Source organism: Microcystis sp. M015S2 (genome assembly GCF_020245945.1).
In the GTDB taxonomy this organism is placed as follows: Bacteria; Cyanobacteriota; Cyanobacteriia; order Cyanobacteriales; family Microcystaceae; genus Microcystis.
In genome coordinates this window covers 1-19,347 of sequence record NZ_JADBTX010000017.1, presented here as the reverse complement: position 1 = coordinate 19,347, position 19,347 = coordinate 1, and the positions used below count along the sequence as shown (strand labels likewise).

General features: G+C 40.8%; 23 protein-coding genes. 10 read left to right on the top strand and 13 right to left on the bottom strand.

The genetic code is table 11. The features are described from left to right. Positions 1-5: 5 nt before the first annotated feature. From IM473_RS03465 to IM473_RS03455, 3 genes are all read right to left on the bottom strand, one after another. Entirely contained in the window at positions 6-209 is a 204-nt protein-coding gene (locus IM473_RS03465; RefSeq protein ID WP_287660318.1) for a hypothetical protein, read from the bottom strand. A gap of 106 nt (positions 210-315) precedes the next feature. Beyond that, on the bottom strand, positions 316-927 hold the full coding sequence (locus IM473_RS03460) for a class II aldolase/adducin family protein (protein WP_287660317.1): 612 nt from the start codon (positions 925-927) through the stop codon (positions 316-318). Beyond that, entirely contained in the window at positions 924-1,259 is a 336-nt protein-coding gene (locus tag IM473_RS03455; RefSeq protein WP_287660316.1) for a hypothetical protein, read from the bottom strand. The genes IM473_RS03460 and IM473_RS03455 overlap by 4 nt, the downstream gene beginning before the upstream one ends. Before the next feature lie 297 nt (positions 1,260-1,556). Here IM473_RS03455 and IM473_RS03450 point away from each other — a divergent pair, with 297 nt between their 5' ends. Further along, entirely contained in the window at positions 1,557-1,691 is a 135-nt protein-coding gene (locus tag IM473_RS03450) for a hypothetical protein (protein ID WP_287660315.1), read from the top strand. 7 nt (positions 1,692-1,698) lie between these two features. Here the strand turns inward: IM473_RS03450 and IM473_RS03445 are convergent, their stop codons facing one another. Both IM473_RS03445 and IM473_RS03440 read right to left on the bottom strand, forming a co-directional pair. Further along, positions 1,699-2,763: a pentapeptide repeat-containing protein gene (locus IM473_RS03445; protein ID WP_287660314.1), complete on the bottom strand. Its 1,065-nt coding sequence runs from the start codon at positions 2,761-2,763 to the stop codon at positions 1,699-1,701. Positions 2,764-2,926: 163 nt separating this feature from the next. Continuing rightward, on the bottom strand, positions 2,927-3,820 hold the full coding sequence (locus IM473_RS03440; protein ID WP_287660313.1) for a ferritin-like domain-containing protein: 894 nt from the start codon (positions 3,818-3,820) through the stop codon (positions 2,927-2,929). 245 nt (positions 3,821-4,065) lie between these two features. Here IM473_RS03440 and IM473_RS03435 point away from each other — a divergent pair, with 245 nt between their 5' ends. Next, the gene (locus tag IM473_RS03435) at positions 4,066-4,281 is read left to right on the top strand and encodes an alpha/beta fold hydrolase (protein WP_287660312.1); all 216 of its coding nucleotides are present in this window, start codon (positions 4,066-4,068) and stop codon (positions 4,279-4,281) included. A 19-nt stretch (positions 4,282-4,300) separates the two neighbouring features. Here the strand turns inward: IM473_RS03435 and IM473_RS03430 are convergent, their stop codons facing one another. Further along, complete coding sequence (locus tag IM473_RS03430; RefSeq protein ID WP_287660311.1) at positions 4,301-4,933, bottom strand: response regulator; 633 nt, start codon at positions 4,931-4,933, stop codon at positions 4,301-4,303. Positions 4,934-5,210: 277 nt separating this feature from the next. Between IM473_RS03430 and IM473_RS03425 the strand changes: the two genes are divergently transcribed. Beyond that, positions 5,211-7,445 (top strand): sensor histidine kinase, encoded by a 2,235-nt coding sequence (locus IM473_RS03425; protein ID WP_287660310.1) that lies wholly within the window; start codon positions 5,211-5,213, stop codon positions 7,443-7,445. 158 nt (positions 7,446-7,603) lie between these two features. On the opposite strand, the gene IM473_RS03420 is transcribed toward IM473_RS03425, so the two are convergent. The 6 genes from IM473_RS03420 to IM473_RS03395 all read right to left on the bottom strand — a co-directional run bounded on the left by IM473_RS03420 (position 7,604) and on the right by IM473_RS03395 (position 12,493). Then, complete coding sequence (locus IM473_RS03420) at positions 7,604-7,987, bottom strand: hypothetical protein (protein WP_287660309.1); 384 nt, start codon at positions 7,985-7,987, stop codon at positions 7,604-7,606. A gap of 58 nt (positions 7,988-8,045) precedes the next feature. After that, positions 8,046-8,507: a hypothetical protein gene (locus tag IM473_RS03415; protein ID WP_287660308.1), complete on the bottom strand. Its 462-nt coding sequence runs from the start codon at positions 8,505-8,507 to the stop codon at positions 8,046-8,048. Positions 8,508-8,723: 216 nt separating this feature from the next. Further along, positions 8,724-9,014 carry a hypothetical protein gene (locus IM473_RS03410; RefSeq protein WP_287660307.1) on the bottom strand — a complete coding sequence of 97 codons (291 nt, stop codon included), beginning with the start codon at positions 9,012-9,014 and terminating at the stop codon, positions 8,724-8,726. Positions 9,015-9,060: 46 nt separating this feature from the next. Further along, positions 9,061-9,687 (bottom strand): SH3 domain-containing protein, encoded by a 627-nt coding sequence (locus IM473_RS03405; RefSeq protein WP_287660306.1) that lies wholly within the window; start codon positions 9,685-9,687, stop codon positions 9,061-9,063. A gap of 81 nt (positions 9,688-9,768) precedes the next feature. Continuing rightward, on the bottom strand, positions 9,769-11,304 hold the full coding sequence (locus tag IM473_RS03400) for a glycoside hydrolase family protein (RefSeq protein WP_287660305.1): 1,536 nt from the start codon (positions 11,302-11,304) through the stop codon (positions 9,769-9,771). Positions 11,305-11,383: 79 nt separating this feature from the next. After that, a complete protein-coding gene (locus IM473_RS03395; RefSeq protein WP_287660304.1) occupies positions 11,384-12,493 on the bottom strand; it encodes a T6SS phospholipase effector Tle1-like catalytic domain-containing protein in 1,110 nt (369 codons plus the stop codon). A 520-nt stretch (positions 12,494-13,013) separates the two neighbouring features. Between IM473_RS03395 and IM473_RS03390 the strand changes: the two genes are divergently transcribed. Next, complete coding sequence (locus tag IM473_RS03390; RefSeq protein ID WP_287660303.1) at positions 13,014-13,742, top strand: hypothetical protein; 729 nt, start codon at positions 13,014-13,016, stop codon at positions 13,740-13,742. 209 nt (positions 13,743-13,951) lie between these two features. On the opposite strand, the gene cysK is transcribed toward IM473_RS03390, so the two are convergent. Then, positions 13,952-14,911 carry a cysteine synthase A gene (cysK, locus tag IM473_RS03385; protein WP_287660302.1) on the bottom strand — a complete coding sequence of 320 codons (960 nt, stop codon included), beginning with the start codon at positions 14,909-14,911 and terminating at the stop codon, positions 13,952-13,954. Positions 14,912-15,198: 287 nt separating this feature from the next. Here cysK and IM473_RS03380 point away from each other — a divergent pair, with 287 nt between their 5' ends. The 6 genes from IM473_RS03380 to IM473_RS03355 all read left to right on the top strand — a co-directional run. Then, positions 15,199-15,894, top strand: a complete 696-nt coding sequence (locus IM473_RS03380) for a hypothetical protein (RefSeq protein ID WP_002800886.1) — start codon at positions 15,199-15,201, stop codon at positions 15,892-15,894. Further along, complete coding sequence (locus IM473_RS03375; protein ID WP_287660301.1) at positions 15,891-16,253, top strand: hypothetical protein; 363 nt, start codon at positions 15,891-15,893, stop codon at positions 16,251-16,253. The genes IM473_RS03380 and IM473_RS03375 overlap by 4 nt, the downstream gene beginning before the upstream one ends. Positions 16,254-16,292: 39 nt before the next feature. Next, positions 16,293-16,811, top strand: coding sequence for an HNH endonuclease (locus IM473_RS03370; protein WP_287690353.1), 519 nt, complete (start codon positions 16,293-16,295; stop codon positions 16,809-16,811). Positions 16,812-17,216: 405 nt separating this feature from the next. Beyond that, on the top strand, positions 17,217-17,339 hold the full coding sequence (locus tag IM473_RS03365) for a DUF8629 family protein (RefSeq protein WP_002737208.1): 123 nt from the start codon (positions 17,217-17,219) through the stop codon (positions 17,337-17,339). 24 nt (positions 17,340-17,363) lie between these two features. Then, positions 17,364-19,004, top strand: a complete 1,641-nt coding sequence (locus IM473_RS03360; RefSeq protein WP_287660299.1) for an MBL fold metallo-hydrolase — start codon at positions 17,364-17,366, stop codon at positions 19,002-19,004. A 163-nt stretch (positions 19,005-19,167) separates the two neighbouring features. Then, positions 19,168-19,347 (top strand): DUF2887 domain-containing protein (locus IM473_RS03355; RefSeq protein WP_287660298.1); only part of this gene is annotated, 180 nt, incomplete at its 3' end.

Sequence of the window (19,347 nt, the reverse complement as noted above, 5' to 3'; positions counted from 1 at the left end):
AAAAGCTAATAAGAAGTAAAACCTCGAAACATATAACCGGCAATGAAACCGATTAATAGGGCCAATGCTTGCCCAGTTTTGACGAAATTTGAGAAGGCTTTCTGGACATTGCCGATGACATCCACGTCTTGCTCGGAAATAGTCATCAAGACATTGGTAAGAGGCGAAAAGTCGATCGAGACAGATAGATGATGGAAGATGTTGATCACGATGGCATTCCTTAAAAACGAAAATCTACAGAATAAGTTAACATGAAAACGACTAAATCAAAACCACTTTTGTCTCCCTGGCGGTGAGTTGGAAAGGAGGTCAATTTCAAGATGATTGAGATTGCTGGTAATAGGATAATAATAAGTTGCCCGCTTTTGCTAAATCTTGCCCAAAGGCGATAATTCCTTCTTCATGACCACTCATCACTAAAATTTGTTGCTCCTCTAGACGCTCTTCTTGACATAAACGGATAATTTCTGCGGCCATTTCTGGGGTTCCATAGGCGATATTTTCTTGAGTGGTCGGCACTCGATACATTAAATTTTGCCACAGGGGGCGATGATGAATATGAATCACCCCATTAATCTGGGGATTCGCTTCATAAATTGCTCCATGAGTTAAGGTTTCTGAAGAAGCGGCAATTGTTCCCCGACAAGTGACCCGATTTTCTCTCCAATCGTAGTCTATAACTGTGGTGTAATGGGATTCATTTAATACTGGAATCCCCCCGGTGTTAGTGCCAGAAATAATGATTTCTTTGTCTATTTTTCCTCGTTGACTCACATTCCCAAAACCGATTCCGTTATCGTATTGACCGATTAATCCCAGTTGATAGAGGCGATTGCGCCAATAATTTAATTCTGCAATCTCTGAGCTTATTAAGGGACGGTCAGGAATCCAAGTACAATCGTATTTAACGTAACCTTCATCAATCATAGATTTTTCTGAAAATATTCGGGATAATTTTGACAAACTTTCTGCACAAATTCCTGGAGAGGATAGGAAATATTAGTGATATAATTATCTTTAATTACTTGGGAGAATAGGGGTAAAACTTCCGTGTCTAAGGCGGGTTTAAATAAGTCCATCGGCAGGATTAAATCGGAACCTTCCCGCACATCAATTGTCTCAAAATTATCGGCTACAATTAACCAAAGAGGACGCACCCAAAGAGCCGAACGACTTTCGATCACCTGAATTACTTCTCCGTATAAAGTTCGATTTTTGCAGAATAAACTAACAATTTGATGGGGAGTAAATGTGTTCATAGACAATTCTAGTTTTCCTTGATACTAAACTCAATTTTTAGCTATAGCAGTAGGAAGTCTCTGGTTTTCGGGAACGCCGGAACTGCGGAACAGTTTAGTGATCACATTTTGACATAGATTTTAATAAACTGACAAATTACTTAAAATAATTTAAACTTTTTTCCAGAAAAATTGTTAAAAACTTGACATAAATACTAATTTACCCATGTTTGAATGATAATAATTAGGCGTAGGGAATGAGAAAAAATGAATGTATGAGGAGAGACAAGATTTGAGCAGGGAGTAATTAATATATCCTTGATCAATAGGTGCGATCAAGATAGCTATGTAGGTCAAAAAATAGGCAAAGTTTACCAGGATTATCAAGAAGAAAACGAAGAAATGCTCGGCAATACTTGGCAGGAATCCTATCAATTTACCATAGAAGCTTAATAGTTGACTAATCGCAGAAAGCCCCGCGCAAGCGTAAATTTTCCCTTAATTCCTCGGTCATACCCACGTTATCGGCAAACTTTGTTCCCTTCACTTTTGCCCCGCTAAAATTCGCTTGAGTGATGTTGACTTCAACTAAATTAGCTCCTTCTAAATTGGAGCCAATTAAATTAGCTAAAGCCAAACTAGAACGGTAAAAATCAGCATAACTTAAATCGGCATTAGCTAATAAGGCTCCGCTTAAATCCGCTCCCCTAAAACTAGCATGACTGCCGTTAATTTCACTTAAATCAGCATCGGTTAAATTGGCCCCCCGCAGATTCGCTTGATAGAGATTAGCCATGCCTAAAGATATACCACTTAATTCCGCTGCTAGGAGATTTGCCCCAGTAAAATCCGTTAGGGGATCGAGTTCAGCTAATTGGACTAATTCCAGAAAATCATCACTAACAGAAGCATAAACTGCCTCGATTTGTGCTGGCAATTTCTCTAAATTTTCTGATGCTGCCGCTTTCGGTTCAACTAGAACAGTATCTAATTCTACCTGCGATGAACCCAAAGAAATACGACTCAAAAAAGCATCAAATTGATTTTCCATCAGGAAAAATGCTAACTTTCGCTCTAAAATACTATGTTTATTGGGACTTATATCGTGTTTCCATAATCCCGATGTTTCCGTGATACAGATATCGGCAGCTGTCAGCGAAAATTGCACCGTCAGATGATAAGGTTCTTCCTCGACACTGACGGTTACTAGGTTAATCCTTTCGATCGCTCCTGTAAATATTGACTGAGGACTTTTGAAGGATAACCGCCATTGATGATTATTAATACGATTTATGTATAACTCTTGACTAGAAAGAGGATTAGGTACTAGGTGACAATTAACTAAAACAAAATCTAATTTTCCTCCTTTTAGTCCCCATTTAATTTCCCCGCCGAGGAGAGATTGAATTTGAGCTTGTAGGTGTAAAGTTAAATATAAATCAAATTTTTGCGAGTCGGTGGCTACTGGTTCTAGGGTTAACGATACACTATCGGGATAGCGATCGAAGGCAGCTAAAAGACGCATAATCCAAAAAAGAAAAGCTAAAATAAACAGTAAAAAAGTGGTGATTCTCCGGCCCTAAAGCTGAGAACTCACCCCTATTTAAAACAATAGCTGATTTTCTCGATCCTCGATTAACATTTCTTCGGCGATCGCTGAATGATTACCCCTGAAAATCAAGATTAAATTAGTTGACTTTCTCTTTTTTGCCGATATTGCCGTCTGCATTAAAAAACATCGGCAAAAAGCGTTCCATAAACATTTGTGGATCACGATTCCAGGCTTTTTGCGCCGCTTCTACCCGGAATAATTGCAATTTCGGGTCGAGAAGGGTTTGGGGTAAACGTTCCATCAGATATTGAGGACGTTCCCAAAGCGGCATAGTAGCGGCGATTTCCATTAAATGACCGACGCGGCGCAATTCTGCCCCCAGGGTGATATCCATACCCGATTCATAGGCGGCCTGTTCGATCGCTGAGTATTTGGCCTTCGCTTTTTCGACTTTTTGCCGATGTTCGGGGCTTTTTTGGGCAATTTTGGCTAACCAACGATTGCCCCAACGCACATGACCCGCTTCTTCAGGAAAAATTTTGGCGATCGTTTCCTGAATTTTCAGATTTTCTGGGGTTTGTTCCCCTGCTTTGAGGGCATAGATATGGGCGGCAAAGTATTGGCATCCCCGTTTTTCCGTGACGTTAATTGCCGCTAGGGCCGCAATCAGTCCATCTTCCCTTTGTTCTTCGCCTTGGAATTGATCTTGATCGAGAAGACGTTCAAATTCATCGATATAGGACAACCCCGGCGGTTTCCCCACATCGGCCCCCAATTCGATCAATAAATCGGTTAACCAGTAGGCATGGCGGGCCTCATCGGCAACGTGGTGGGAAAGATCCTGGATCAGTTCTTTCGGTTGTCCGTCTAAGGTTTCGATCAGTTCGGTGAGGTCTTTACAGCTACGTTGTTCGTTGTAGCGGTAGCGGTTGAGGGTGACAAGATGAATTTCGCGATCGCTAATGACCCGCTTCATGATGTCGCGAGCGCTCATCGTCTTCTTGAATTTACGAGGGTAAGCAACGGTCATGAGTTTGTATAGTTTTGTAAAGGTCTTCCCGTATTCTAACCCCTAAGAATTGAGGAAGTGTTTAAGGCTTGAGGTTTGTATCGTTTTGTAAACGGCTTTCCCTATTCTAACAGTAATTCGAGTTTTGTAAGAGATCTTATGAACAGAATTAACAATATTGTTTTGGTTCACGATTTTTGGGCTGATGGTTCTAGTTATAATCAGATAACTGCCAGTTATTAGCCGAAGGATACGCAGCGATCACAGTGCAAAATCCTCTCACTTCTCTAGCCGATGACCTAGCTGCGCCGAATTGGTATATTGTCTCTAGTCAAGATCAAGCCGTACCCCCAGAATTACAGTTTAATTTGGCCGAGAGAATGGGAGCAAAGACAGTGGTTTTGGCATCCGGTCACGTCCCGACTATTTCCCATGCTTCAGAGGTTTTAGAGGTGATTAGAGAAGCATCGAATAGGGGATAAGTAAATCGCCATTTTCTCCTTAAACAATACCCGATCGCAGGGCAATTACGGCCGCTTGTACTCGGTCGTCCACGGCTAATTTATTCATAATTCCCCGCACATGGGTTTTAATCGTATTGGTACTTAAATAAAGTTGTTCGGCGATTTCAGCGTTACTTTTGCCCTCGACAATTAACTTTAAAACCTCCATTTCTCGCTCCGATAAAAGTGCTAGATTGGCATGAGGTTGCACTGCCGGCGGTTTGAGATTATCCATGACTAAACGAGCAATTTGGGGGTCTAAATAGGTGGCCCCGTCCTTGGCCGCTTCAATGGCGGCCAAAAGGCGATCGAGACTCGCTCCCTTGATACAATAGGCATCAGCACCACTAGCCAGCGCCGCGATCACTTCCTGTTGCAGAGTGTGGGAAGTGAGCATGACCACATGAACATTAGCTAAACCCTCCTTAATCTGTTTAGTTGCCGCAATGCCATCGAGACGGGGTAAACCGATGTCCATGACCACTAAATCCGGCCGTAGGGATAGGGCTAATTGTACCCCCGCTAGACCATCACTAGCTTGACCGACAATCTCAAAATCCGGCTGTTCACTAAGTGCTTGTTCTAAACCTAACTGCATTAAAGGATCGTCTTCAACAATTAAAATCCGCATGATCTTTGATTCCTAACGGGAAAATGTACGGTTTTCACCCATCTGCATGAGGCAGAACTACTCCTAGTTTAGGCAATCTGGAGATAGATTAACAGTGATTCAGTGACCAGTGATCAGTGATCAGTGACCAGTGATCAGTAAACAGTAATCAGTAATCAGTGAAAAGACAGTGGGAAACTACTATTTAATACTGCTCGCTTAATACATACTGCTCACTTAGAACTCAAATCTGATAACTGATAACTGATAACTGATAACTGATAACTGATAACTGAAAATGCTACAGATTTCATCAGATCGGTCTAAAATTGTGCTTGTTGCCCTAGTTTATCTGGGTGTTGGTTGGCTAGGCTATCTCTGCTTAAATTTAGGGTTGCGACCTTCCCCGATTTGGATGAGTGCTGGTATTGGCTTAACTGCTGTTTTTTTAGGGGGAAAAAGGCTAGTTTTAGGCGTTTTTATCGGTGATTTGCTTCTTACCTTCTTTTTAGGGGCCAGTTGGCCCATAGCCCTATTTTCGGCGCTCGGGAGCAGTTTATCGGCTCTGTTAGGGGCGCAATTCCTGCATTATCTGAGATTTTCCGCCACTTTACAGCGTATTCGCGATATCCTTTTACTGGTATTTTTAGCGGCCCTATTAGCCTCGGCAGTCAATGCCACTATCGATACTTTTGCCCGTAGTTGGCTAAATACTTGGGATTGGCGACAATTTGGACAGTCTTGGGGCATTATCTGGCTCGGAGATAGTACGGGAATCTTAATGACCACGCCGCTGCTGTTGCGTTTTTTCTTCAATCATCACTCCCTGCGAGAACCACGGCAACCCCAACGCCTTGGCGAGGCCTTACTTTGTCTGAGTTTGCTAACGGTGGTGACTTCCGTGGTTTTTGGTGATCAACCAAATTTTCTTAACCCCGATTGGAGTATGGTGCAGTACCTCGAATATCTGCCTTTTCCCTTTGTGGTTTGGGCCGCCATGCGTTTTCAGACTTGGGGAGCGGTAATAGCGAATTTTTTAGTATCTATTTTAGCTTTGATGGGATTAGCTGGGGGAATCAGCCCTTTTATCCTACAGGCTCCCGATTATACCAGAGGTGTCCTGATCTTACAAATCTTTTTAGTCATTGTCATGTCAACTTCTCTGTTTTTATCGGCGGCGATTACCGAAAGACAACAGATCGATCGAGCTTTAAATGAAACTTTAGAACGAGAACATTTATTAACACAAGTTGCTTTAAAAGTCCATCAATCTTTAGATATAGATCAGGTTTTGAATACCATTGTTGAGGAAATTAGAAATTTTCTCGATGCCGACCAAGTCTATATTGGTCACTGTCAAGAGGGGGGTTGGGCCAAGGTAATCGCCGAGTCCCGTCGTCCCCAGATTCCCCCGCTCATGGGTTGGTTTCCCGAACCAGAATTACTAGAAGAATTGGGACAATTATTTTCTTTAGATAAGTTAATTATTGCCGATAATACCGCTAAGGTGCAAACTCTGCCCACTCTCAAGGGTTATTACGAATACCTGCAAGTTAAATCCTCTTTAGTTTTACCTCTAACGGTTAATAATCAACATTTAGGTGCTTTAGTTGTCCATCAATATTCCCATCCCCGTCATTGGCAAAAAAGCGAGGTCAAATTATTAGAACAGTTAGCCACCCAAGTTTGTATCGCTATCGGCCAAGCGCAACTATATCAGAGGGTGCAAAGCTTGAATAATAATTTAGAACAGGAAGTGGCAGCCAGAACCCTGGAACTGCGGGAAAAAGTCCGAGAAATTCAGCGTTTATACGAAATGAAAACGGTTTTTTTACAGGCAGTATCCCACGATCTCCGCACTTCGATTATGGGATTAATGATGTTATTAAAAAATTTACAGTGTCGGCAAACAGAAAAAGTAACTATCTCGCGAGCAATGCTCGATCAGGTGGTGCGTAGTTGTGATCGACAATTAACTTTAATTAATGCTTTATCAGAAAATCATTTTGCTGAAGAACGGCCTTTAATCTTGCATCGTCAACCTCTATCTTTAAAAGAACAGGTGAAAATTTGGCTCAAAGATTGGCAAAAAGATTTTGATTTATACCAAGCTACTTTTATTAATCTTCTCCCCGATAACTTACCCGCTATTGATGCCGATCCTTGTCAGCTAAGAAGTGTTTTTGAACAATTATTAAATAATGCCTTAAAACATAATCCTCCACCGATTCAATTAGCTTTAGATGCTCGTATTGACCAAGATATGCTCTACTGCACTTTAAGCGATAATGGCATTGGCATGGACGAAGAACAATGTCAACATCTTTTCCATTTATATGTAAGAAATCTTCATAATCAACACCTAACGGGAATCGGTTTAGGTTCCTACCAATGTCGGCAAATTATCGAGGCTCACTCCGGGAGAATTGGAGTAAAAAGTACCCCCCAGATTGGCTCACAGTTTTGGTTTACTTTACCCCTTGCCCATCAAAATTATCGAGTAATTAAGCAGGAGTTAGTCAACAGTAATTAGTGATTTTTAACGATATCGAGATGATTATGCTTATCGATCTTCTGAGACTCTGGGGGATATGAAATTAAGATATATAGCCTGAAATCAAGAGGTGGTAGATGGTTAAGCCACTCCCGGCCTAGCCAAAGGTTAAATTCAAGGCTTTTAAGTCCGACTTGTCAAGTTAAGGAAGTTACAGTGAGTTGGATGCTGTCTCGATTATTGCCATAGGCGATGATCACATCGTTAGCAAAGCAGTAAAGCCGTCCTGTTTTTGGGGCTATAAACTGTTTATTTGTGCCAATGAGGAAGAAACTATCTTGATCTTTATCAATTGAACCAATCATTGAAAACCAAGGAGAATTAGGCATTCGTCGTAGTCCTTCACATAGTTTCAGAAAGAAATTAGGACTTTCATAACCATCAGCATTAGAGGTAATTGTCCAGTCTGTCCATTGACCTGTTGCTTGAAAATGATATTCTTGTCCAGCGACAAGATTAATTCCTGTATCGTTCCAGATTAGTTTTGAGTCTATGGTTACAGGGAGATTTGTGTTTTGCATTACCTTTCCTCCTTTTTTATAAAGGCTGTGAGATTTGAAATCACACTAAATAATTAGCTTAATGAAATGGCTCTGGTATTTTGTTGACATCAATCCAAATTTCAAATTGTTTTTTAGGGAGATTAGGATAATTTTCCGATAGATCATGGCTAACAAAACATCCCTCTGGTTTTTCAGGACAATACTTTTGTTTAAGAGTTACCTGTAACTCATTAGCTAACGCTTTTTCTTCCGTATGAAAATATCGAATATCTCCATATTTGCCAGAAGGAGACTTATATTCCTCAATAAATTCTATCCCTGGAGCATTCCATTTTTCTGATAATGTTTTTCTCAATTTCTCAATATCTTCCTTCTTATTTTGATTGTTATATTGAATAAAAACTAACCCTTTTTTACCTTGACCTTCTTTTGATTCATTAAAGATAGCATTGACAAATGTCCTTTTATTTTCTTGTTCTGGAGACAATTCTATTTTTTCTCCTTTTTTAGGAATTTCAGCAGGATTCGGTTCAGCCAACTTAAAAGTTTTATCTCGCCAACCCTTGCATTTATCATCTTTGAGAAAACAAAGAATATCAATGGTTTTACTTGTGGCTAGAGATTCTGGACTTTGGGATAATAAGTTATTGTAATTAACCCGAAGAATTGTGTCAGAAATATCTATCCAAAACTTTCTGTGCGGTATTTTAATTTCTTTTTTTTCTAAAACAAATGGTATTGTAAATCCTTTTTTTTAGCTTAATTCGTCTTGCTTTTCTACAATAAATAATGAATACAGAACACTCAAAGCAATTTCCCTTTGTTTCTCATCTTTTGATAGATTGTCAATCGTACTTTCCATGAACTTTGCAAATTCAAGTTCCTGTTTCAGAATGTCCAATTTATGATTTGTAATCCCACCAAAAACTGCAATAATCACAAGTATTATTGTGTTAAGACTATTAACCCAATTCCAAGTAGTTTCTGAACGATTTTTGTTGATTTCAGAAATCTCTTTATCTTGAGAAGAAAGATTATTGTTCATGGTGTCAACCTCTACTTAACATGAAAATACAATTAAACGCAAATCATTATCTATTTCTATTCTGCCAATCCTGTTTGACCATGTTGTCAGAAGGCAATTGAATAATAATTGCTTCAAATTTTTGACGCTCGGATGAGTTACTAATGCCGAGTCCAAAATCAATTAATCGTAATGACATTTGACGATTTAATGAAGATTGCTGTTTTAAAATTGAGAGCAAAAAATTCGGGTTTTGGTTGGCAAAATTGGTAATGGATTCGGCATAAATTTCTGCATTTACCCCATCCATTGCGCCAGACATTTTAATGAGGGTTTCTGCGGCCATGCGATTACCTTGTATTGCCTGTTTACTTAAATGATTCATGGTAGGATATCCCACTTCGTATAAAAGATAATGGGCTGTATCACAAGAAACTTTGCCGATTTCGTTACCCGCAACCCAACCCTGAAAAGGGCTATTAATTTGCCACCAACCTTGACGTTTTATTGTCAGAGAAAGAGAAAATCCAGTTGGTAATGTACCAACAATATTATTTTTTTGAACCCTAGGAACAGAACGCACATTGACATAACCATCCGAAGCGGTAACAGCAAACTGTTCACACTGTTCTGCGTGGAGAGGGTTAATCACCACACTTACGAATAAGGCTGATGCCAGTAAAAGTTTGTACATTGTTCGTGAGTAAATCACCGAATCAAAAAAGAGTAGGGTGATCACTATGAAAGATCATTATGATCACCCTTGAGTAAGCTATTATTGAGGTTGAGGACAAGTTCCTAATCCCCAATTGACATACAAGTCGCGCAGTTGTGGATTCTCATTTTCCCGTAACCAACTGACAAATTTTTTGTAATCTGCAATATTGTATATTCCAATACAACCAGCCGTACCGGGAGAATTAGGATTTCCAGCAGATGTTACTCGATTCCAATCAATATGAATTTCGATCGCACTGCGCCGTGTAGAATTAGGACCTTTATAACCAATCGGTGTGCTAACAGGTCCTAAGCCATTATTAAAAACGACAGGGCCATATTTATCTTTGCTATTTGCCCAATTAATATTATTGATATACCATTGACCTTCAGGTAGCGGTTCCATTGAGCCAGAAACGCTCTGAGAACCAGCGCGGAAAAATTGCCGATTAGGTTGTCCTGAACACACCTCAAGACTATCTTTGACTTGACCATTCTTGATATATTCTAGGAGCAAAACATAACAACCAAAGCGATCTTTACGGTTAGTTTTTGTTAATCGCAGGTAGGTTTTTCCAGGTTGTGGTTGATCTGTAGAAACTACACCATCTTCTCCCCACAATTTAGCCCATGTTTTCGTTCCGACTTTACCATCCGCTTGACTTTGACCAAAAACATCTGCTTGGAATCGTCTGACAGCATTATCAGTACCACTGCCAAAATCCCCATCAATTTCTCCGTTATAGTAGCCTAAATCTTTCAAACGTTGTTGCATTTCTGCAATATCTTTGCTAGAGATTCCTGCATCATTATCAGTCATTCCTTTTAACAGTAATCCTCGCTCTAAAGTAGGCGGATTGGCAACCCTCGATAGAGCTTGAGTACGCCCCTCAAATTCAACTCGATTACCTGCTGGAATTTGATCATTTGGTGCGGCGATATGGAAATTCTGAGCATTAGGATATTGTCGCAATACATCAATTAAATCTTCTTTAAGAGGACTTTTTAGGGTAATAATTTCGACAACTTGAGCAGCCTTATACGCCACAACAACGGTATTTTGATTTTCTAAGAATCCTTTAAGCCAAGTAGCGGAACTTTGGGGAGAGGGTTCTAGATCAATAGGTTCACCAAATCCATCTGTTTTACGAAATAGTTCTTCTTCATCTTTACGGCGATTAACTAACCCTTCAAGAACCACTCTTTGTCCGTTTACGGTTGCTTTATTCCATTCTTTAAACTGATTAGCCGCTTCGTTATAATTTGGCTGATTTAACAGACGTCGTAAGGTACTGTCTTGAAAAGCTCCAATGCCTACGTTATAAGCAAAGGAAATTAAAGCGTCAAACTGATTTTGATTTAGAGCAACATTTACCAATTTATCCACAGCTTTTGCTTTTTCCTCACATTCATGGACAAGGAAACCTTCTGCTTGTTGATCGGTAATAGTATCCCCTTCCCGAACACGTCGTCCATCAGGATAACAAGTTGTTCCAATTCCAATTGTCCAAACGCCAGCTGGACATTTATAAGCGGTAAGCTTACAACCTTCCCATTTTTTGATTATATCGATACAGTTTTGTGATACTTTCATGGCAAATCCTCCTAATTAGTTCAGATTATGGGTTTTTATGTAAGTAAAGTGAAAGCGACATTTTTGAGGGAGAGAAGTGCTAAACAGAGACTATTTCTTTCTTTCTCAAAGCACCAAGCTCTTGCTCAAGAATCATTTGAATTTCGCGAATAGCAGGTTCATAGGGTGGATTAATATTCAGGTCTGTCCAGCGATTTTTAACACTTTCATGCAAATTGCTAACATCCCCTTCAAACTGACGAGGTGCTGTCCCCGCTACATTAAATGGCCATTTTGACGTATTATCAAAAGGCGCACTACAATTGGGATGAACTTCCTGTTGAATATAACTTTTATCTAAGGCCAAACCCAAGGCTTCGACTTGTTCCATCATCCACAATAAAGCTCCATCAGATAGGCCAGATTCTTCCTGAGAACCTCCCCCAACGCAACCATGACCCCCAGGAAACCAAACTTGAACCACTTGTTCTTTTTGTTGTCTGATGTGGGTAGAATGGGGACGCATTAGTGTTACATCAAAGACCTTACGAATTTCATCAATAGCAACTGCATGAAACGCCTTTTCAATTGTGGGATTGATGGTCGAATCATAAAAGCGATAACGTTCGTTGAACTTTTCATCTAAATGCAGAGAATGAACGATATCGGGGATACCTAAAGAAGCAACCGTATCCCAACAGCATAAGGCCTTAATGGGAACCCGTCGTCCATACTTATTACGGAAATCAATGGCATTTTTACCGTTAGGTGCGTTATTTGGGTCTTGTTTTTCTCGGTAAATTTCGTAGGCTTTGGGAATTTGTCGGATAAATTCCCGATACAACAAACCACAATTATAAATTAACCCAGCTAAACAGCGTACAGTGTAAGCTCCCCGACTAAACCCAAAGAGATAAATTTCATCTTCAGGTTGATAGTTTAAGCACAGAAAACGATAGGCATCCTCAATCTTATGATCCATGCCAATGCCTAAAGCACCTCCAGCAATTTTAATTAAAGTATCAGTTACCTCGGCATTAGATTGTTTTGTCCCAATCCCTTCGTCATAATAGATGATTTGACGGATGGGATTGCCCTTACTATCATCAAGTGGTGTGATAGCTTGCACCATTTTGACAACATTGGTAGGATAACCTTGTCCTAAATCTTGCCAAGTTCCATCACAACAAACAATAAGACGGCTTTTCATAGCGATGAACCTCCTAGGTTTCTTAAAACTCGCCAGTTTACGAAATATTTGAGGATTCTAGTGAATCATGACTCAAAATTATCAAGATTTTCCTTGAGGTAAAATTCCCGCAAGACTCAACCGAGACAAAGGAATTTCTAACCCTGTTCGGAAGTGATATAGATGAGTTAGATAGCTGGCGTGACTAGGTAAAATTAGATGCGGTACTTATACTTAACACTCTAGATTATTGATCAGAATTTACTGCCCTAAAGACTTAAAATTAATACATTTCTTTAGAGTTATGTATATAAGTTTACAGAATATTGTTGAGCTATTTACTAATAAAAAAAGTTGAGTTTGATTGCAAACCATCTTAACACCTAAGCCCGCCAACCTGAACTTTAGCCGATTCTCGATCGCAATTTTAGCCCACCCTAGCACTGCGCTCTTTTCCCAGGAGGATTTTTAGCAAGAAAAATGATCTGTCTGCCTGAGAACAGGCTATAGTGATCATCAAACCCTCAGTGAAAAACTTCCCGTGTCTTCAGTATTCCGCCTTCCTCCCTATTTTTCTCCCGCTCTGCAGCGTCGAGTCATGAAAACTCTCGCGGCAAAAAAAACCCGTCAATTCTTGACATGGGCGGCAGCTTGTGCTAGTTTTTTGATCCTCTGGACGTGGAATTGGCAGTTAGTTTTGGCCACTTTAACCGGGGTGGGAGCGATGATCGGAGTTTACCATCTCCAGGGTCAAAACTGGCCATCGCTGTGGCTGTGGGGGCGTGCTTTTTTCAGCGCCGATAGCGGTAAGTTAACTTTAGCGGTAGTCTGTGGCGGTTTGGGCAGTTTAGCCACCTATCTCGCTGTCGCCATTTGGACCTATGCCGAAAATCGCTGGTTGGCCCTGGCCTCAATTTTGCAAGGATTTGGCACGGTTTTGACTTTAATCCTGCTAGGATGGCATTTTCTCGACCATCGCGGTCAAAATGAGTCCAAAAACTTTGATCGCTGGTTAGAAAAATTAACCGTCAATGATCCCTTAATGCGCTTAATGGCAGTCCGACGTTTAAGTGAAATGCAACTTTCCCCCAGTCGTCGAGAACAATGCCAAGAATACTTCCGTTATCTTCTCTCGCGAGAAACCGATGCACAAGTGCGATCGGCTTTACTCGATAATTTTGCCAGCAAAGAAGCAATCAAACCGCAACCTTTACAAATACCCCTACAGGTGAGAAAATCCGTCCTCAAATCAGTGAACAGTAAACAGTAATCAGTGAACTGAAAACTCACATCTGATAATAAATCCGTTAAGTATAGGCTACTTATGAGGAGAGGCAAAAGGGAGAATAAATAATCAGTTTTTAATAACTGGATTTAGTATGATAACTGATAACTGAATCCTACCCCACCAAGAAGATAACTGCTATAGTTAAAGCTAAGGCTAAATGTTGACCGCTAGAGGCTGAAGACGATATTTTTTTACACCAAAGTTAACTCGCGCTCCTCGATATTTTGGAACATCAGTGTACTCAGATAACGTTCCCCGAAACTAGGCTGAATCACCACAATTAATTTACCCTCATTTTCCGGTCGTTGGGCCAGTTGAATCGCCGCACAAAGATTGGCACCGGAAGAAATCCCCGAAAGCAACCCTTCCTCTTTTGCCAGACGACGACCAAATTGAAAAGCTTCCTCATCACTGACAGTAATTACCTCATCAATCAGCTCTGTGCGTAAAACTTCGGGAATAAAACCCGCACCGATACCCTGAATTTTATGGGGACCGGGATTACCACCGGAAATCACCGGACTATTGAAAGGTTCCACCGCGACTACTTGAAAACTAGGTTTACGCGATTTAATCAATTCAGCGACTCCCGTAATTGTGCCTCCAGTACCCACACCTGCAACAATAAAATCTACCTGTCCCTCCGTATCTTGCCAAATTTCCTCAGCAGTGGTGAGACGGTGAATTTCTGGGTTAGAAGGGTTGCGAAATTGTTGCAACATATAAGCGCCGGGGATACTATCGACAATTTGTTGAGCGCGTAAAATTGCCCCTTTCATACCTTGGGAACCGGGGGTAAGTTCTAGGGTAGCACCGTAGGCTTTTAACATCGCCCGGCGCTCTAAACTCATCGTTTCCGGCATAGTTAAAATCAAGCGATAACCCTTAGCTGCCGCAGTCATCGCAAGGGCAATTCCCGTATTGCCAGAGGTGGGTTCCACTAAAACCGTGGTTTCTGGATTGATTAAACCCGCTTTTTCGGCGCTATTAATCATGTGAGTGCCAATGCGGTCTTTGACGGAAGCAGCGGGATTCATCCCTTCTAATTTCATCACAATTCGGCCAAGACAGCCCTCCGCCTGGGGAATCCGATTCAATTGTACTAAAGGAGTGCGGCCAACCAATTCGGTGACATCGTGAGCGATACGCATGATATTTTCTCTGTCTGGGTGATTCGTGTGCTTAGTTATAGCGGTAAGCTCTCAGCTTTAGCGTTTGAGAATTTCCTCACTAGCCAAGGAGGCGCTATATAGCTCACTTATAGCAAAGGCCAGCCCTAGATCGGTAAAATTTCCATTTTCCTTTGTTTCTTTCGTCAGTCCGAGTTGATTTCCAGAGACAGGCACAACTACCATGACCGATAAGATTGCTTTTTTCCAAAAGCTTATACTTGTACTAAAATAACTATGGATAGTTTACTAAAGTCAGAATTACGGTCATGACCATTAAATCTAATCTAGCCCTATTGAAAGAACAACATATAGAAATCAAGGGCTATTTGAGCGATAGGTTAAAAGCACGTCATCTAGAATGGATTGTAGAACATCTTGATGATCCTGTAGCGGCGGAATTGTTCCAGATTATCATACAAGAACGAAATGAGAGAGCCAAAGTTAATTCAAATCAGTCCTTGCAAATATCCAGACACGAGGGCAAAATTGAACAGTTAGGAAAAAGTAATCAGAATTTATACAACCAGAATGTTGAGCTTAAACAAGAAGTCAGTTATTGGCAAGAAAAAGTTAATGAATTGCTACAAAAGTTAGAGCAGTTACGTCAAGATTTATTAGATTTTGATCAATCTGAGATTTATCGTTTAGGTCAATGGTTAAAGGCTAGTCTATCTAAAACTGGCCAGGAACGTCAACAGGCTTTACTAGAAAAGGAATTAGTTCATAAAGACAGTTATAATCTAGCGGTGAGCGATCTAAAAAATACTATTCAGCAACAACAGGATGGGATTACACAAATAAAAGAGCGAGCCATCTCTACAGTTGAATCTCTGGAAAAAACTAATGATAAACTACGAAGACAACTGGGGGATATTAAAAAGTATATTATTAATAACTATGGCGATAAAAAGTGGCAAGAAATCACTCGTTACTTTGCAGATGACCAGGAACTGAAGCAATGAAGTTACTAGAAGAAATAAACTATCGCCAATGGCAAAAAAGAAATAGTGAACTATTTCATGACCTTTCCCTAGAGCAACAAAGACAAGCGAGAAAAAAGGGCTATTATAATAGCGGCTGGGGGAAGGTTAAAAGCTCTTGGGAGCTTCTTCAGGATTTTAAAAATAATACTTATAAAGTTGTCAGTTTATTTGAGCATGAATTAAATAAGGGAAATCTTGTCAAAGCCATTGATTTAGCCATTATTGAGTCTGAAAAAGCTAAAAAAATATCTGAAGAAGGAAAACAAGAGTTAGAAAAAATCTCGAAAAATTTGCATGAAATAGCAGATAAAGCTTCGGCTAAATATCCCTTATTATGATTATTATGTACTGCCATGACTAAAATATCAAAATCAAAGTTGTCTCAATTATATAGCTCCGATGAAATTGCAGAAATCTGGAATGCTAATCAACATCTAGCAGTTATCGAACATCCCCAAAAAGGATTAATTAGCCCGAATCAATATCGAATAATGGCCAAAGAAAAACCCTGTCCTTTTTGTGGCAAAAAGATGAAACATGGCGAAGAATTTAAAACTTCTTCCCAGTCAGAAGCTATCAAAAGGGGTTACGAATATAATAATTATCAAGGGGAAAAAGTTATTAATCAAATCAATCAGATATTTTTTCATCCCAATTATGTCACTATCGATCATATAATTAATAAAGCCCGCTGTCCCGAAAAAATGTTTGATTTTGATAATTTACAACTGGTATGCTGGCAGTGTAACCAAGCAAAAAGTGATGATAATGCCTATGAACTTCGTCACACTTATGAGTATTTATCTAGTCTAGTCGATCAAACAGCAATTCGTTATCCTCTTCTAGAAAAGACCAATGACTTAGCCAAGTTTAACAAACTTTTTAATAAACCTTAATTAAGTTTATAATCTGAGCAAATAGCCTTCAACTCTAATCGAAAACTCCTAGTAAAATTCAACTATAATTGAATTGAGCTAATCTGAATCAAAATGAATAACTTGTTTGCTTTTGCCTCATGTCTAAAAGAGACAATTGACACCTATCATTACGTCGCACTTTAGCAAAGGAGAATTTAAAGTCAGGCTAAATTTTTGTTAATTTTTCTTGACTATTATGACAAAAGATGCTAGGTTTTTAGATAATTTTCAGTAGTTTTTGATAAAATCATCACAAATTACTGGCAAGTTGGATTATTAAAAAAGGTTGAGCGCCGATGGTCAAACCCGAAACCTAGCTGCTAACAACCGAAAAAGTTGGGTTAGTATGAGGGGAGATACCCTCTGAGGAGTTGCACTAATTATATGGACATCAAATTAATCTTGTTGGCATTAACGGCTGTATTCACCGTCTCTTGTCTCTTTTTCGGCACCCGCAACGGTTTTTACGATAGCGATAACTACGATGGCAATGGTTCCGCTCACTAACCAGTCATCATGATCAGGGTTGCCATGGTTCAACGCTCTACTGCCGTCTGGGGGTCAAAATCCCTTTTATCCTGTTTACCTTTTGGTGTCGGTCACGCGTCGGAAGGGGTTTGTCTCCTCCTGAAAATCGGTCCCTATCGCATACTTTTAGATTGCGGTTTGGCCGATATGCAACCCCTGACCCAAAACAAAAAACCACCCGTGGATCTGGTGTTCTGTAGTCATGCCCACAGCGATCACATCCGTGGGTTAATGGCTCTCCATCAGACCTATCCCCAATTGCCAGTTTATGCCAGTGAGGTGACAGTACAACTGCTGCCCCTACAATGGCCCGATTCTGTCGAGGAAATCGGCAGTTTCTGTCAGGGTTGGCCATGGCGATCGCCGATCGCTCTCTTTGATGATCTCACCGTCGAGATTTTTCCGGCTGGCCACCTACCTGGGGCCGCCGTGGTTCTCTTCACCTACAAAACCCCCAAACGCACCTATAAGGTCCTCTATACCGGCGATTTTTCCCTGTCTAATTTTCAACTGGTGGAAGGATTATCGATCGATCTGCTGCGGGGAGTATCCCCCGATGTGCTGATTATTGAAGGCAGTTACGGCACCGAACGCCATCCCCACCGACGACAGCAGGAAAAACAGTTGATGAATCGCATCTATCATGCGATCGCTGAGGGGCAAAATGTCTTACTACCCGTCCCCGCTTTGGGATTGGGTCAAGAAATTTTAAAATTACTGAGATCGCACCACCAATTCACAGGCCGCGACATTGATATCTGGGTTGGGGGCAAGATCGCTAAAGCTTGCGATGCCTACCTAGAAATTTTACCACAATTTCCCGCATCTGTCCAGAATTTTGCCAAACATCAGCCCTTATTTTGGGATGAGCGCATCTGTCCCCGGTTGCGAAGGTTGCCAGAAAAACCGACACCTCTAGGGGGAACCACTCCGATCATTTTACTAATCGATCGCCTAGAGGAGGTGAGTAAATATCTGCAAGGGGATAAACCTTGGTTAATGTTAGCTCCCCAACACCTGCACGATATCAACCTGGAGAATCCCCGATTAAAAGCGGCACAGCGTTCGGGATTAATTAGCCAAGAAACCTATCTACTGGCCGAACATAGCGATAGTCGCAACACCACCCAACTGATCCATAACCTGCGACCACAGCATATCATGTTCGTCCATGGCTCGCCCCTATATCTAGCGGATTTGACCAGTTTAGAAGAATTACAAAGCCGTTATCAACTCCATTCTCCGGCCGTGGGAACCCTGGTAGAATTGCCTATTGGCGATCGCTTTATGCAACCGACACCCCCGGCCCCCAGTCACTATGAGGGAGAATTAAATGAATCGGACTCGATCATCACTATCACTTTACCAGAGTCGATCACCCGGGATCCCCGGTGGAGTAATTTCGCGGATACGGGACTGGTGGAAGCTCGCTGGCAAGGGGAAGAATTATTATTGCGGGGAGTCTCCCAACGGGAATTATTAAGCGAGAGTCCTAATCGCATCACCAAAGCTTTAGAGGAGATGGATTGCTGTCGTGTCTGTGTCCACTACAAAAGTCAGCGCTGTTGGAATCCCGCTTCTCCCCTCTACGGTTTTAAAGTGGTTGCCGAAGGCTATTGTCCCGTTTTTGAAGCCAATATATGATTAGGGTCTGCTGAAAAACTTTGGGGGTTAGGAGTCGGTCGTTAGGAGTCAGTATTCGACTTCCCCCATACAGAAATACTAAAAAATTAAATTTTAACTCAGGCTCTGTAAGACTTTTAGCCATAGCTAGTATATTCCTAGGGGGAAGTTCAGAAATAAAAGCATGAAAACTGACACGATTTTTTATCAACTCTTTCAATCTTTCCCCTCTATCTTCTTTGAATTAATTCAACTCCCTATCAGCGAAGCCAATAACTACCGCTTTGACTCAGTGGAAGTCAAACAACTTTCCTTTCGTCTCGATGGAGTCTTTCTGCCTCAAAATAATCACCCCCAGACTCCT